The organism is Oceanospirillum beijerinckii DSM 7166, assembly GCF_000422425.1.
In the GTDB taxonomy this organism is placed as follows: Bacteria; Pseudomonadota; Gammaproteobacteria; order Pseudomonadales; family Halomonadaceae; genus Oceanospirillum; species Oceanospirillum beijerinckii.
The window spans coordinates 15,272-31,218 of sequence record NZ_AULT01000011.1 but is presented as its reverse complement, the minus strand read 5'-3'; the positions used below and the strand labels follow the sequence as shown (position 1 = coordinate 31,218).

The 15,947-nt window shown below is 48.6% G+C and carries 13 protein-coding genes and 1 tRNA gene; 7 read left to right on the top strand and 7 right to left on the bottom strand.

Annotation, left to right across the window (positions count from 1 at the left end):
* The first annotated feature begins 327 nt into the window (after positions 1-327).
* The 3 genes from H579_RS0104990 (at position 328) to H579_RS0104980 (ending at position 2,118) form a co-directional block, all read left to right on the top strand.
* Positions 328-418: transfer RNA gene (locus H579_RS0104990), tRNA-Ser, on the top strand.
* A gap of 179 nt (positions 419-597) precedes the next feature.
* The gene (locus H579_RS0104985) at positions 598-1,524 is read left to right on the top strand and encodes an AraC family transcriptional regulator (protein ID WP_028299770.1); all 927 of its coding nucleotides are present in this window, start codon (positions 598-600) and stop codon (positions 1,522-1,524) included.
* Positions 1,525-1,665: 141 nt separating this feature from the next.
* Positions 1,666-2,118, top strand: a complete 453-nt coding sequence (locus H579_RS0104980; protein WP_036565401.1) for a DUF3291 domain-containing protein — start codon at positions 1,666-1,668, stop codon at positions 2,116-2,118.
* Between the two features lie 56 nt (positions 2,119-2,174).
* Here H579_RS0104980 and H579_RS0104975 read toward each other — a convergent pair whose 3' ends face one another.
* From H579_RS0104975 to H579_RS0104965, 3 genes are all read right to left on the bottom strand, one after another.
* Positions 2,175-3,035 carry a sensor histidine kinase gene (locus H579_RS0104975; protein ID WP_028299768.1) on the bottom strand — a complete coding sequence of 287 codons (861 nt, stop codon included), beginning with the start codon at positions 3,033-3,035 and terminating at the stop codon, positions 2,175-2,177.
* A gap of 95 nt (positions 3,036-3,130) precedes the next feature.
* The gene (locus H579_RS30045; protein ID WP_084623940.1) at positions 3,131-3,604 is read right to left on the bottom strand and encodes a VF530 family protein; all 474 of its coding nucleotides are present in this window, start codon (positions 3,602-3,604) and stop codon (positions 3,131-3,133) included.
* A 56-nt stretch (positions 3,605-3,660) separates the two neighbouring features.
* Positions 3,661-5,388 carry a bifunctional protein-serine/threonine kinase/phosphatase gene (locus H579_RS0104965; protein WP_028299767.1) on the bottom strand — a complete coding sequence of 576 codons (1,728 nt, stop codon included), beginning with the start codon at positions 5,386-5,388 and terminating at the stop codon, positions 3,661-3,663.
* A 422-nt stretch (positions 5,389-5,810) separates the two neighbouring features.
* Here H579_RS0104965 and ppa point away from each other — a divergent pair, with 422 nt between their 5' ends.
* A complete protein-coding gene (ppa, locus tag H579_RS0104955) occupies positions 5,811-6,344 on the top strand; it encodes an inorganic diphosphatase (protein WP_028299766.1) in 534 nt (177 codons plus the stop codon).
* 111 nt (positions 6,345-6,455) lie between these two features.
* Here the strand turns inward: ppa and H579_RS0104950 are convergent, their stop codons facing one another.
* Positions 6,456-7,538, bottom strand: coding sequence for an AraC family transcriptional regulator (locus tag H579_RS0104950; RefSeq protein WP_028299765.1), 1,083 nt, complete (start codon positions 7,536-7,538; stop codon positions 6,456-6,458).
* A 105-nt stretch (positions 7,539-7,643) separates the two neighbouring features.
* Between H579_RS0104950 and H579_RS29050 the strand changes: the two genes are divergently transcribed.
* The 3 genes from H579_RS29050 to bktB all read left to right on the top strand — a co-directional run bounded on the left by H579_RS29050 (position 7,644) and on the right by bktB (position 11,005).
* Entirely contained in the window at positions 7,644-7,787 is a 144-nt protein-coding gene (locus H579_RS29050) for a hypothetical protein (RefSeq protein ID WP_157834555.1), read from the top strand.
* A 72-nt stretch (positions 7,788-7,859) separates the two neighbouring features.
* On the top strand, positions 7,860-9,497 hold the full coding sequence (locus tag H579_RS0104940) for a fatty acid--CoA ligase (RefSeq protein WP_036565399.1): 1,638 nt from the start codon (positions 7,860-7,862) through the stop codon (positions 9,495-9,497).
* Between the two features lie 326 nt (positions 9,498-9,823).
* Complete coding sequence (gene bktB / locus H579_RS0104935) at positions 9,824-11,005, top strand: beta-ketothiolase BktB (protein ID WP_028299763.1); 1,182 nt, start codon at positions 9,824-9,826, stop codon at positions 11,003-11,005.
* 305 nt (positions 11,006-11,310) lie between these two features.
* Here bktB and H579_RS0104930 read toward each other — a convergent pair whose 3' ends face one another.
* From H579_RS0104930 to H579_RS0104920, 3 genes are all read right to left on the bottom strand, one after another.
* Positions 11,311-11,691, bottom strand: coding sequence for a Gfo/Idh/MocA family oxidoreductase (locus H579_RS0104930; protein WP_028299762.1), 381 nt, complete (start codon positions 11,689-11,691; stop codon positions 11,311-11,313).
* 396 nt (positions 11,692-12,087) lie between these two features.
* Positions 12,088-14,439 carry an SEL1-like repeat protein gene (locus H579_RS28870; protein ID WP_051227316.1) on the bottom strand — a complete coding sequence of 784 codons (2,352 nt, stop codon included), beginning with the start codon at positions 14,437-14,439 and terminating at the stop codon, positions 12,088-12,090.
* A gap of 437 nt (positions 14,440-14,876) precedes the next feature.
* Positions 14,877-15,929, bottom strand: a complete 1,053-nt coding sequence (locus tag H579_RS0104920; protein ID WP_028299761.1) for a DUF2333 family protein — start codon at positions 15,927-15,929, stop codon at positions 14,877-14,879.
* Positions 15,930-15,947: the final 18 nt, after the last annotated feature.

Genomic DNA, 15,947 nt, shown 5'->3' with positions numbered 1-15,947 from the left:
AACAAGCCTCATAATATGATCATCAGTCATAAAAACCCTATTAGAGACTATCACTAGAAAATAAAACCAGACCAACCGAAATAACCAGCATAAACCAATCATCAGAATACCTTTATCCACAGAAAAAGTGGGTAACCGTGTGCATTCTCCTCTGAATAAACTGGGGATAACCTCTCCTCTCCCATCAACGAGTCCCAAGCAAGGCTATAAGAGAGTGCTTAATCCTGGGAAAATAACCGCTCAGGCCTCAAGAAGGTAAAAAAGCAGAAAAAATTAAAATTCTTACTTTACAATCAGTTATCGAATCTATAGTATACGCAACCAGCTGGAGGGATGGCTGAGCGGCTGAAAGCACCGGTCTTGAAAACCGGCAAGGGTTAATAGCCCTTCCAGGGTTCAAATCCCTGTCCCTCCGCCACTATTTAGAAGACACCCGCCTAGTGCGGGTGTTTTTGTTTCCGCCTCCTGATTTCTCTTTTCTTATCAAGTCCTGCTCCTTCTATACCCCGTGTGGATAATGCTGAAAAATTACTCTTTACCTCTGCAAACGCCCTGTAGATAATTTATTCACAGATCTATGGTTTGCAGGAGAACACCTTGTCCAGTCTCGGCCTTGATCAGGATTATTATGGTTTTGCACAACTGCCTTACCTGGAACTCAGGCGCACTGAGTTCAGTCGTCAGCACTATAAGCCCCATAGCCATTCACAATTGTCTATCGGTGCTATTCTGGCGGGCTCTACTCAAGTCCATTATCAGGGCAAATTTCAAACGGCTGAGCTGGGTGATCTGGTGATTATCAATCCAGAGCAGGTGCATTACTGCAACCCTGCTGCAGGAGACTTCCGCAGTTACTATATGCTCTATCTGGATAGCCAGTGGTGTAAAACTAAGCTTGCAGCCCTCTTTTGTCATAAAGAGAGTTGTTGCTCAGAGGATAACCAAGAGATAAACGAGCAGGAAAAAAGCCACCAGGCAGAGATCAGCCCTCAGGAACGAGCCCTGTCATTGAGCCTGGAAAGCTCAGAACAGGTCTTTTGCCCTTCGATGACACTTAAAGACCCTGAGCTTTTTCAAAATTATCTGGATACCGTTGATGCTTTACTGAACCAGCAATTAACTCAGGCTGAGCAACGATTGGAGCAGCTGGTATTTGAACTATTCAGTCGGCATTTCAGCCTGCCACAAAAACAACAGCCCGAGCATGCCTTAACCCAACAGTGCCGTCGGCATCTATTAGCCGATCTGGCAGCTGCTGTCAGTATTGAGCAGATCGCACAACAGCTGGATTGCCGCACCGAAACCCTGATTCGCCAGTTCAAACGGGATACCGGTATTTCGCCTAAAGCATTTCTGAATAACGCCCGAATAGAACAAGCAAAGCTACTCCTTAAACAGGGTAATAGTCAGGCAGAGGTTGCATTGGCCGTGGGCTTTAGCGACCAAAGCCATTTTCATAAGGCCTTTGTGAATTTCACCTCGGCGACACCAGGGCAATATCAAAAGGTGAACTCTTCGCATTAATGGCTTGCCTTCCCAGAGCCGGCCGAACCAGCATAAGCCACGATCCAGCAGCCCGAGTCAATTTTTGACAATAATTCAAGCTGCATTCACGCTACTCTCTACTCAGTCAAAAACAAGACTAAGGTTCACTGAGGGAGTGTTATGAAATACCAACTGGCTCAAATCAATATTGCTCGTGCTGTAGCAGAGATGGACTCCGAAGAGATGAGCGGCTTTGTTGCCCGCCTGGATGAGATTAACGACTTAGCAGACCAAGCCCCCGGTTTTGTCTGGCGTTTACAATCCGAAACAGGCGATGCGACCGCAATTCGAGTATTTGACGACCCGCTGATTCTGGTCAATATGAGCGTCTGGCAGGATGTTGGAAGCCTAAAAGACTTTGTTTATAAATCTATGCACGTCGAACTGATTCGAGACAGAGATGCCTGGTTTAGCAAGATGACCTCTGCTCACCAAGCACTATGGTGGGTGCCGGAAGGCCACCAGCCGACCATTGAAGAGGGTAAAGCCAAACTGGAACTGTTGAGTCAACAAGGCCCTAGCGCACAAGTCTTTACTTTTGCCAAGGCCTTTCCGGCACCAGATAAGCAGTAATGGTCGATCTGTTTTAGTTTTATCCTGGGACTTGAGGTATCAAGAAAATGAAAGCATCACACCCAACTTAATAAAACAACAGGGATACGGATCTCAGCACTAAAACCGGAATCTCTTTGTAGATCCAGCGTGATACTGCCAGACAGTTTCTGGGTTACCAGATGATTCACAGCTGTCATACCTAACCCCTTACTCTCACCTTCAGGGCTGGTCGTAAAGAAAGCATCAAAGATATGTTCTTTTGCCTGTTCATCCAGCCCCTTACCATCATCCTGATAGCTCAGATGGAGATTTTTATCTTTAAAAGAAGCAGTCAATGTGATCGTGTAATCTTCATCAACCCCAAAACCATGCTTATGAGAATTATCGATCAAATTAGAGATAATCTGCACCAGAATACCGGGATAAATTTTAACCTGTAGATTCTGAGGAATATGGCGGATATAACGCACATGATGACGTTTATATTTGACCTTACACAGCCCCAGCACATCCTGCACAAAAAGATCAAAATTCACATCAACAGGCTTATCATCCGGGTGGTCCAGATCGAGATCTTTAAAGCTATTAATCAAACTGATCGAGCGCCGCACGTTTTCCAGTAACATACTGGTTACCAGCGTATTCTGCTCCAGATACTCGTTCAGCTGCTCCGAAGACAGTGCTTGCTGTTTCACTCGCTGTTTGATAGCTCGGGTTTCACCCTGTAGATGAGTCGCTGCGGTAAGGCATAGGCCGAGAGGGGTGCTCAACTCATGGGATACACCAGAAACCAAGGCCCCCAAAGCGGCGATTTTCTGCTGATCAATCAGCAGCTCCTGAGCCCGGCGGATATAATCCAGAGCCTCAACCAGCTCCTGATTTTTACAGGCCAGCGCCTGCTTCAATGAAGTGGAATCAGTGTCAGTTTCTATCATCGCCCTGGCCTTCTCAAATCTCTACTTTTTAACATAGCAGAAGATCTGACAGGCCAGACGGTGATTAGTCAAATAGACGATGCTATCAGGCTGTTTTAATCCGGGTTATTCGGCAGTTTGGCATTAGCCCAGGGATTAACCGTGCCAGAACCGCGCTGCTGAGCTGATGATGATGTACGCCCTGCCCCCGGTCGATTAGAACGATTGGTGTCTTTTCTCTCCCGCATTTCATCCCGGCCTCTTCCCAGGGAAGACCCGGAACGATGGCTACCGCTACTCTGTAGTCTTTCCCCCTCTAAAGCTCTTGGGGTTTTTGTCGCACGCTTCTTGGCAGAATAGCCCTTCAAACGCAGATACAGGCTTTCTACCTTCTGCCGTGCCCAAGGGGTTTTACGTAAAAACTTCAGGCTGGATTTAATACTGGGGTTACTTTTAAAACAGTTAATCGGCACCAGCTCCGCCAAACCTGCCCAGGTATGTTCTTCTACCAACTCGGTCAGAATCTGCTCTAGCTTTACACCGTGCAGAGGATCTTTATTATTGGCGGGTGTACCGGTATTGTCTGTCATAGTGTCTCTATATATTGTGTCGTATCAATTGATTCGGTAGGCCAAATGTCTAGCGACTAGTGCATCAGGCTGGCCAGTAGTAATAATAGCAGAATACCCGACAGCCCTTTCCAGAAAATCAAAGGGTTACGCTCCGCCAGTGGTAAAGAACCTTCTTTCATATAGTGTGGATTAGGCTTTTTCAGGTCATAGACAAACTCCGACAAACGCCGGTATCTCAATTCGGGATTAGGTTGTAACGCCCGTCTTAACGCCCCATCCAACCAAACAGGAATCATAGGGTTATGCTGGAAGCTGGGCATATATTCCAAGCGCGAGAAGTCCGCCCGACTGTGCAGGGTTTCCATCTGTCCGGTATAGGCCTTCTGCCCGGTAAGCATCCAATAAGCAATCGCCGCCAATGAAAACTGATCAGCCCCCACATTCGGCTCACGACCCAAACGATATTCAGGTGCGGTAAAGTCGTGAAAGCCCACCGTACGGGCAATATCCAGTGGCTCCGGCAACTCATCAGAACCTGGCACAGCACAGGAGGCAAAATCGATCAGCTTGATCATGCCTTGACTATCGACCAGGATATTATCCGGGTGCAAGCCCTGACACAGAATGTCCCGCCGATGCAGTGCCCTTACCGCTTTCACCATCTGTTCGATAAGATCAGTCAGACGACGCAGCTCCGCATGAGGGTTTTGCGCCATCCACTCACTGAGCGTTCGGCCATCGACATATTCGCGCAGGTAATAGAGATAATTTCTCGGCCGGGACGCATCCACAATCTTCGCCACATAGGGTGAATTCACCCGCTCAACCACCCACTGCTGCATAATAAACTGACGCAAAAAGTCTTTACGGCTACTGAGCTGAGGCGATGGTGCTTTCAGCACCATCTCACGATTCGTGTGCTTGTCCTCAACTCTGTAAATACAGCTCATATTGCTTTTGTTCAGCACTTCCAGAATACGGTAGCCGTCCAGCTCATCTCCCGCCACCAGATCCGGTGGCACAGGCAACGCACCAAAGGCTTCACCAATGGACTCCCCAGCAGCATCAGGCAGCATATCCACACGCAGTAGCTGAAAGCAGAAATGAGAAGCACTGACACCGCGAGCGCTGGCTTTCTCAACGGCGGTTTGCAGAATCTGGTCACAGGCCTGATCCAGATCCGCCCCGGCATACTGGCGAATCAACTGCACATAGTCCGATGTCATCAAAGCGCCTTTCGCCGCTTGGGTAGTAAACAACAGAATATCCCCCTGCTTAAGGGAGAACTGGTGATAGTCGATATCCACGCTGGGATCTAAACCCAGAGCACGGGAGGGATAACGATAGCCGCCCATAAAGTTCGTATGTTCACGGTTGAGCTGCTCAAACTCACCACCGCGCAGGCGATAAACCACGGTATCGCCCATATGGAACAGGTGACCAAACTGCCCCCGTAACACCACACCACTGAATGAGCTGATGTAGTTACCGTTAGCCACACTTTTACCCTGACTGAACAGCCAGCCGTTTAAGGCACTCAGCACCTTGGTTGCTGATGTTTTCACATCCCAGTTATCCGGCGTTGCATAGTAATCCGCCAGAAAACCACGTACACAGGTTTCAGCCGCCTGCTTAGCAATCACATTACGCCAGGTGGAGTCGGCAACCACTGCCGCAACTCCTTTCGCCGCCAGCGAAGAGCCTTCGGGTATCTTCACCGACATGGTGGAACGCACCGAACTTTTATCCGGTGCAATAAAGGCTTGTCCGTAACTGACTTTTAGCTGGCTGTCTCTGGTCATTACTCTGCTTCACCTGAGGCCTGCACCACCTTGGTGCAGGCTGGATTAGAATCGGGCATCCATCGTCTGACTGGTAGCAGGGCTTTGAGTTCAAAAACAGCTAAAGAGCGCTGTTTTTGCCCCCATAATCCCTAATTGCCGGTTTTACTCACCCGAAAGTCATAAAACATGTGGGCATTTTTATACCCCTACCAGGATTAAGCAAATATTATGCTACAGCTCCAAATACGCTGCACTGACATAACTACCCTGTAAGTCATTTTTTTCCCAGCTGTTCTTTAGTAGGATTCTGGCTCTGCCCTGATGGTATTCAGTGCCCTCACCCGATATAATCCCGTCAACTTTTTTGTGGCTTGCAGCATTAATGCCATTAAGACTGCAGCTCATTTTTTTCATTCATACCAACTATTGGGGTCAGAACGATGGATTTTGATAAAATTCCAGCAGGCAAAGATGCACCTAACGATATCTACGTAGCAATCGAGATTCCTGCGAACAGCTCTCCAATCAAATACGAGATTGAGAAAGACTACAGCGCGATCATGGTTGACCGTTTTATGGCAACCCCTATGTTCTACCCTGCAAACTACGGTTTCATCCCTAACACTCTGTCTGAAGATGGCGATGCGCTGGACGTACTGGTAATCACACCTTACCCAGTACTGCCAGGTTCTGTAATCCGTTGTCGTCCAGTAGGCGTGCTGAACATGTCTGACGAAGCGGGCCCAGATGCTAAGCTGGTAGCGGTTCCCCACGAGAAACTGACCACCGTTTACAACGACGTTAAAGACGTTGACGATATCCCAACTCTGCTGCGCGAGCAGATCACTCACTTCTTCGAGAACTACAAAGATCTGGAAGCGGGTAAGTGGGTTAAAGTTGATGGTTGGGGCAGTGCTGACGATGCGCGTGAAGCGATCGTTAAATCTATAGCAGCTTACGAAGCCAGCAAATAAGCTGACTTTGAGCTAGAAAAAACCGCAGCCCTGGCTGCGGTTTTTTATATCGGTAGACATTGAATCAGATTTGATAACCAGCCTATTACAAGTCCTACACGGCCAGATCTATCAAGACCAGTTCTGACGCACGTTTTTTGGTGTTTCGTCGTACCAACGCTTAAAAGCGCGGGTAAAGTTAGCGGCATTGGCAAACCCCAATCGATAACTGATCTCTCCCATGGGCAGGTATTTCAGTCGCACCCACTGCAACGCCATCTGCTGACGCACCTCATCCACCAGCTGTTTATAGCTCAGCTCTTTTTCCTGCAGCCTGCGCTGTAAGGTTCTCTGGCTGAGATTAAGCTGCTCAGCAACCTGAGCCATGGTGAGATGACCTATCGGTTCATTATGAATCAACAACGCTTTCAGCCGGGTAACCAGATCACTGCGATCAAAGCGGGCCAGATAATCTGCCACTAATGCATCGTTTTGCGTCGCTAACTCAGGACTGGCGGTCAACAGAGGTTTCGACATTGCCTGCGTCGGCATAACAATACGATCATGGCTGGCATTAAAGTAGACCGGACACTTAAACAAACGCTGCCACGGTGTAGGATCTAACGGCAGAGGTCGGCTGAGCCACACTTCGATTGGGGAAAAGTCAGGCCGATAGATATGGCGTGCAGTCAGCACCGATGTTCCCATCAAGGCATCCAGCTCTTCAGGACAGATATCCTGCTTATTGATGCCCTCCCGTAAGCGGATTTCCACCTCGACCACACCACCCAGAGGCACCAGCTGCATTTGAGCATAATTGGCAAACATACGCAGGTTAGTTGCTAAACGCTGAAAACACTCCATCAGATTATCACTGGCCCAGATCGCAAAACCTAACGCCTGCCAGGAGGTGGGGCGCATAAAACGAGCCACGGTTAAGCCCAGGGCTTCATCACCAGTGACATTACGCGCCAAACGCCACAGGCGATCAATCTGCTGCCAACCATAGCGGGTATCTAACTGACTCGCTGCTAAGGGATCGATCCCGACCCGGGCCAACAACGCTTGCCCATCCACCTGGTAGTAATCCAGCGCCCGACTGATCACCAGCGGCCAGGTGCCCATCACACTAACCTGATCAACGGCTCGCATAAACCATCCCTGCCGAATAGCACCCGTCAGTTCGGCAGCGGCAGCGACTGAACACGCTGTCATTTATCAATATTCTGTCATTTATCAACACTTGATCCTCACCCCAGCCTCTTGATCGATCACATAACGGCTGATTTTGTCACCGCCGCATATATTAGGGTAAAAAAATTGTCTTTACACGCCTTTCAATTGTCAGCTAAAGACCAGCCTATTGCTCGTAATACCATTCAATACAACAATCAACTGCGTTTGTTAGCAGGCTCCCTTGCTAACGGCCTGTTGCCGGGCTATTCAGGTTTATCTCAGCAATAAGCTGGTGAACCTCATAATTAGATAAAACTTTGATGCCGACTCAAGACAACAACAATAAATCGGAGAAAACTGATGCCAACCAAAATACTCCCAGGGGCCGATGCGGCTCAAAGCTATCCTTTGTTGATTAAACAGATTTTTGCTTCAGCAGGACGCTTTGAACCCGATAACCAGATCATCTACCGCGGTGATAAAAGCTTCAGTTACAAGGAATTTAAACAACGGGTTCAACAGCTGGCCAATGCCTTGAAAGCGGCCGGTGTTGAGGCGGGTGATACCGTTGCAGTGATGGACTGGGACAGCCATCGCTACCTGGAATGCTATTTTGCTGTACCTATGCTGGGTGCTGTTCTGCACCACGTGAATATCCGTCTGTCACCGGAGCAGATCGTGTACACCATGAACCATGCCGAAGATAAGCTGGTATTGGTGCACGATGATTTTGTCCCTCTGGTAGAACAGGTTAAGGGTCATCTGAATACCGTAGAAGGTTATATCCGCCTGAGCGATAGCCATACATCCATCAGTGCAGACGTTGAATTTATCGGTGAATACGAGCAATTGCTGATCGAGCAGGATACCACCTGCGACTTCCCGGACTTTGATGAAAACAGCATCGCAACAACCTTCTACACCACAGGCACCACTGGTAACCCAAAAGGCGTCTATTTCAGCCACCGCCAACTGACACTGCATACCCTGAATATGGTCGGTATGCTGGGCAGCTATGATGGCCTGCCGCTACTGCGCTCCGATTCTGTTTATATGCCGATCACCCCAATGTTTCACGTACATGCCTGGGGTGTACCTTATGCTGCAGTGATGCTGAACTGTACTCAGATCTACCCTGGGCGTTATGAACCAGACAAACTGGTTGAGCTGATCCGAGATTACAAGGTGACCTTCTCGCACTGCGTTCCTACCATCCTGCAAATGCTGCTACAGTGTGAAACCGGTCAGCAAACCCGCCTGGATAACTGGAAGATTTTGATCGGTGGCAGCGCCCTGCCTATGGGACTGGCCCAGGCCGCTACTGATAAAGGTGCGGATATTTACTCCGCTTACGGTATGTCGGAAACCTGCCCTCTGCTGACTGCAACACATCTGAATAAAGAGATTCGCGCATTACCGGTTGAGCAACAATTGAAATACCGCACGTTAACCGGCGTGACATCAAACATGGTAGACCTGACCATCACCGAGCCAGACGGCAGCCTGGCCCCTCACGACGGCGATGCCGTAGGCGAAATTACCGTCCAGGCCCCCTGGCTGACAATGGGCTATTTTAAAGAGCCGGATAAACAGGAAGAGCTATGGGAAGGCGGTCGACTGCACACAGGTGACGTGGCCTCTATTCATGAAAACGGCTTTATCGAGATTAAAGACCGTATTAAAGATGTGATCAAAACGGGTGGTGAATGGTTATCCTCCATTGAGCTGGAAAACCTGATCAGTCAGCACCCGGATGTGGCTGCGGTAGCCGTGGTCGGTGTACCAGACGAAAAATGGGGTGAACGCCCGTTCGCCATGGTGGTACCTAAAACGGCAGAACTGGAGACCGCAGTGCTACAGGAACACCTGCAGCAGTTTGTCGAAAACGGTCATATCTCTAAATGGGCGATTCCGGAAAAGATGCAGATGGTGGATGATATTCCAAAAACGTCTGTCGGCAAGATCAATAAAAAGCTGATTCGTGAAAGCCTGAAGTAATCCACACGATTTACAGACTCCTGAAAAAGCTGTCAATCAAACCGTACTCCCAGCTATGCGTGGGAGTACGATTAATAAAGAATGGCTTTCTAATAACTAAAACAACTCAAATGGACGATGCAGAACAGAGACGATGGTTTCAACATTTGTCTTTTTAGCCGTCATCCATAGTGTTTTAACGCTCTTAACACGAGCCTCTTTAAAACGGGTATGACGGGCATCCCTTTATCACAAGCATTACAGCATCTTCTGTAACACGCTTAACTTAATACATTCTAAAAACTGGCTGGCTTAATAATATGTAGCCACCCGTAATGGAGCAGATCATGGCACAACATCAAGTTGTCTTTCTTAGTGGTGTACGTACCGCAATCGGTGATTTTGGCGGTAGTCTGAAAAATGTAGCGGCGACAACGCTAGCCGCATCCGTCACCGCTGAAGCGGTTAAACGCGCCAATATCCAACCAGAGCAAGTGGGCCATGTTGTATTTGGCAACGTTCTGCACACAGATCGTCGCGATATGTATATCAGCCGTGTTGCCGCTCTGGAAGCGGGCCTGCCGGTTGAAACCCCAGCACTGACCGTAAACCGCCTGTGTGGCAGTGGTCTGCAGGCAATTATTACTGCCGCACAGCAGATCCAGCTGGGTGTTTGTAATACCGCTGTTGCCGGTGGCGCAGAGTCCATGAGCAACGCCCAATACTGGATACCTGCAGCACGTTTTGGTCAGCGTATGGGTGACGGTCAGATTGTGGACTCCATGACAGGCGCCCTGACCTGCCCAATGGAAAATTACCATATGGGTGTTACCGCAGAAAATGTGGCTGAAAAATGGGATATTAGCCGTGAGGAGCAGGACCGTCTGGCGGCACTCAGCCACCAACGCGCCGAAGCCGCTGCTGCTGAAGGTCGCTTTGATAGCCAGATCATGCCAATTGAACTGAAAAGCCGTAAGGGCACCACAGAGTTTACGACCGATGAACACGTTCGCCCGAACTGCCAGCCAGAAGATATGTATAAACTGCGTCCGGTATTCAAAAAAGACGGTAGCGTGACTGCCGGTAACGCCTCAGGTCTGAACGATGCAGCCGCAGCCGTGACCATGATGTCTGCAGAAGAAGCTGAACGCCAGGGCCTGACGCCTATGGCCAAACTGGTGGGTTATAGCTTTGCGGCGGTTGAACCAAAAATTATGGGCATCGGCCCTGTACCTGCTATCCGTCAGCTGCTGGAAAACCATGAGCTGAATGTTGATGATATCGACGTATGGGAAGTGAACGAAGCCTTTGCCGCACAGGCACTGGCCGTGGCTAAAGAGCTGGGTCTGCCGGAAGAAAAGCTGAATGTAAACGGCAGTGGTATCTCTCTGGGTCACCCCGTGGGTGCCACTGGAGCCATTATCACTGTAAAAGCACTGCATGAACTGCAACGCGTACAGGGCCGCTACGCTGTGATCAGCCTGTGCATCGGCGGTGGCCAGGGTATTGCGATGCTGATTGAGCGTTAAGCCAACTAAGCTTGCACAACTGCAAACAGAGATATCACATCGGGCAAACCTGATTTGGTATCACTAAAAAGGCCAACCCTCATGTGATAACGCATATTAAGGATTGGCCTTTTTGCTTGTTCAGATGGCTTGTACTAAGCAAGCCATTTGCTCAATGCGAATACCGTACTGTTCTACAGCATCACCGTGTAAGTACCCGAACATAAATATTCCGATATTTTCCGGCCGAATCGGCCGGAAAATAAGGGTTTTATGTAGGGAAAAGCACTGTATGCCTACTTACAACACCATTACAGTGCTGGAGCCTAGTAAAACTCATCACTGGCTTTTGTCTCTACCATCTCACCATTAAACAGCGATAACAGTAAAGCAGAGATACGCTCATGCATAATCACGGTGTGATAGTTCCCACTTTCCTGCATATGCTTACGCAGGGCATCACGTACCTCTTTTACCCCGGTCACATCAATCAGAATATCGATCTCATGGGCACCAACCAGCAGATCTGCCATCTCAGTGTACACCGGCACTTGATGCTTCTGAGCCAAAGCAATACCCGGTGCCTCCGGGTTTGTATCTGTCACTCCGACCAGATCCACAAACTCTGCATTTAATAAACGGGTCAGCAGCTCCATACCCGCATGTCCGGCACCAATCACAGCAATCTTAAAATGATCCGTATTCATGACGCTATCCTTCTCCTTCGTCTATCTGTTTTATTATTTCCATTACATCTACATCCATTACTTACTTCGAGTGCAGTAACAATCGCAAGCGGTATAGAATGACAAAAAAAAGACACTTAAGACAGTCCAAATAGTGTAAAAACGTGTCAGTTATTTCTTAAAACGGTTTGGTCCTGAGACAAATCAGCTGGAAAACAAGAGATTACAAATACAATGACATAAAGATACGTTAGGAATCAAAAATCTATTAAGCCTGGGCCACCTAGCAGCCATTCAGAGTCAGCCTGAGCGGCTTACCCTTGAATCTTTAATGCTGACCTGAGAGTAGAATAATATCGAGAAGGGATGTCCAGAGCAGGTAAAACCAGCTCTGGAGTCACAGAAACTATAAGCAGATTAGCTACGTTGAATAGCCTGCAGATCACTCAGTTTTTTCTGTGCTTTTTCGTGACCTGCATTAGCCGCCTTACAGTACAGGCTAATGGCTGTGACATTATCTTTTTCGCCTATCAAACCGCGCTCGTACATCAAGCCCAGATAATACTGTGCTTCAGCATGGTTCTGCTTGGCCGCATTCTGATACCACTGGCGGGCATGAGATAAACTTTTCTGTACCCCGCGGCCTTCAAAATAAAGCTGTCCCAGATGAAATTGAGCACTGGCATGCCCCTGCATAGCCGCTCTTTGCCAATAGGCTCCGGCACGGGCAAAATTTTGCTCTCCCATACGCCCCTGCACCCACTGCCAGCCCAAGTTGTACAGAGCTTCAGTATGATTCTGCTCCGCGGCTTGTTGCCACCAATAATGAGCCACCTCCAGCTCATTGGCACTAATCAACACCCAACCTAATAGATACTGAGCTTCAGCTTCCCCGGCCTCTGCAGCAATCTGCCAATACTCTTGCGCCAGAGGTAGGTTTTGATCAACTTCCAGACCTTCAGCATAGATCTTACCCAGTTCAACAATCGCCCCCAGATGACCTTCATTTGCCGCACTATCCCATAGCTCTTTTGCTTTGGCATAATGACCGTGCTTGCCGTTAGCATAGAGCAAACCTAACTGATACTGGGCTTCAACATCACCTTGCTCTGCCGCTCGGGTCCACCATATTTTAGCTTGGCCCTTATCTTTATCTACACCCAAACCTTTTGCATACAGCTCTCCCAGACGATAGAGAGCATTACCGTGGTCACAGGATGCCGCCAACTCCCACCAGTAACGGGCCTTCTCGTAATCGGCTTTACCCAATGCCCCTTCAGCATAAAGCTTACCCAAACGGTATTGGGAAGGTACATGACTTTTCCCAGCCGCTTGTTGCCACCAATGCCTAGCCTGCTCTGAGTCCTTCTCAATATCCAAACCATCAGCATAGATAAGACCAAGATAGTAATGAGCATTAAGATGATTTTGCTCAGCGGCCTGCCTGAACCAATGCAAGGCATCTGCATAATCCTGTACCACCCCCTGACCATTAAAATAGGTCAGACCGAGATTAAATTGAGAAGGTGCATGTTGTAATGCCGCTGCTTGTTGCCAATAGTCCAGAGCCAGACCATAACTCTGCTCAACGCCACTGCCGCTGAAAAACATAGCACCCAGATTGTACAAAGCCCCCAGATGCTGCTGCTCAGCCGCCCGCTGCCAGCATATTTGCGCGGCTTCCAAGTCCTGCCCACCACCAAGACCTTCAGCATATAGACAACCCAATTGATAAAACGCATCCGTATGGTTCAGCTCAGCGGCCGCTCGCCACCACTCCCGGGCCTGTACATCATCCTGCTCCACATCCAGAGCTTCATGATAGATTTTGCCCAGATAATACAGGGAATCCAGACAACCACCTTTGGCTGCACGCTCAAACCAGCGCCTGGCAAGACTGTAGTCCTGCTTAATCGCCTCACCTGTCATATAGGCTAAAGCCAGAGCAGATTGCGCACCGGTATGCTCGCTCTGTGCGGCAACCTCAAACCAACTAACCGCTTTTTGTGGGTTTGGCTCTATATTTAAACCCTGCTGATAGATCTTTCCCAGCTTGTATTGTGCATCAACACAACCTTTTTGTGCCGCATTCTCATAGCAGTGAATTGCTTTTTTATAGTCAGCGGTAATACCCAGACCGTCAAAGTAGATATCACCCAGCAGAAAACGGGCTTCTGCATGCCCCCGATCTGCCGCTCGTTGAAACCACTTTTTTGCCAGGGAGTAGCTTTGCTCTATCTCCTGACCATCCAGATATAAACACCCAAGGTAGAACTGGGAAGGCGTATGATTCTGGTCTGCTGCCATATCCCACCAGCCCTTGGCCAGCCCTAGATTACGACCGACACCAAGGCCCTCGGCATAGAGGCGCCCCAGATAAAATTGCGCTTCAATATGGTTATCATTAGCGGCTTTATCCCACCACTCAAGAGCCTTCTCATAATCTCGATCAACACCCAGGCCTTCAAAATGCAGATAACCCAGATAGTAATAGGCATTAGCGATCCCATGCTCAGCAGCCTGCTGCCACCAGTGAAGCGCCTGCTCATAGTCTTGTTTAACAAAGAAGAGATTACCGAGATTATTCTGTGCGTTAGGGAAGCTTTGATCTGCTGCTTTCTGATACCAATTAAGCGCTTCAGCAAAGTCCTGACGCACACTCAGACCCTTCTCATAAAAGCCACCTAAGCGACATTGAGCCTCAGCATCCCCCTCTTCCGCTGCTCTCTTGATATCCAGGTAAGCATCTCTTTGTCCTCTAAACGACATGGGTACTTCTCTTTATGATCTGACCTGCGGCTATGTTACAAACAGCACGCACTAAAATGAAAATTCATACTACACTCTCAAACAACAGTGTCTCGATATGCTTATCCCCAGCCAGAGCATAGGGCGGTAAGATAAAAAACTGTTGCTGACAATTGTTTCGGTATTGATTGAATACATTATGCACGTGTTACAAAACTCACGGATAAAGATTCTACAAAAATTGTGCGGCAGTTCCGATTTAGCTAAGCACTTAAACAAAAGACTCTCGGTAAAACGCCGTATGCTCCAACACCCCACTGCAACAGAACGAACGACTGAAGTTCAGTTCTGCATTGTTCTGTATTAAGGACTAAACAAGGGGCTCTGTTAGCCCCTTGTTTCTATTCAACTTCCGCACACTTTATGCTGATTCAACAACCAGATAAACCTGTATTCATTTAGCCTTTTTCCAACAACTCACGCAGGTCAATAATCGCGGCGTTAGCACGGGAAATATAAGATGCCATTACTAACGAGTGATTAGCAAAAATACCGAAACCACTGCCATTCAAAATAACGGGGCTCCATAAAGTATCTTGAGTGGCTTCAAGCTCACGGATAATTTGGCGCATACTCACCAGAGCATTTTTATCTTCCAATACCTTATGGAAGTCCATCTCAACCGCTTTCAGTATATGAATCAGCGCCCAGGCAGTACCACGGGTTTCATAAAACACATCATCAATTTTGTTCCACGGTGTCTTTACTCTTTGCTCACCTGGCGATGAGGTAGACTGCTTAGCCGAAGGGTCACCGGCCAGCCCTACATTAACACGCTCCTGACCGACGCTGGCAGTCAGGCGCTGAGACAGGCTCCCCAGGCGGGTTTCCACATCCATCAGCCAGTTTCTCAGGTTATCGGCACGTGCATAAAACTGAGCGTCAGACTGTTCGTTATCCGCCAGGCCGTTGCGGAAACTCTCCAGTGCCTTAATACCCTTTTTATACTCAGATTCAGAGGCAGGCAGAATCCAACTGGAACTATCGAAGTTAAACTGAGGCTCCGCAATGGTCAGATCTTTATCCTCTGTGGATTGAGACTGAGAACGAGAGATATCCTTACGCAGAGCACGGCTCATATCTCTCAACTGAACCAATACGCCAAACTCCCAGCGCGGGATATTATCAAGCCACACACCTGGAGGCATACGATCATTGGTCAAATAGCCACCCGGCTTATTTAATAGGGTATCAGCCATAGTGATCAGTGCAGTGGTTGTCGCATAACCGACTGTATCGGCTTTATGACCATGAGCTTCTGCTTGCGCCTGAACCTGCTCTTTAACGGAAAACGCATTCGGTTCCAGACTCCAGTAAATACCTAATGCACCTGCGCCCAACAAATAAAGCCCCAGAGCACCTGCGACAACCTTGCCAATGGAGCCGCCAGGAACACTGTCCTGCAGGTCTTCCATCCAATCACCAATGCTTTGCGCTACCCTTTTCAACATGTCGTATCCTCTTTGCCC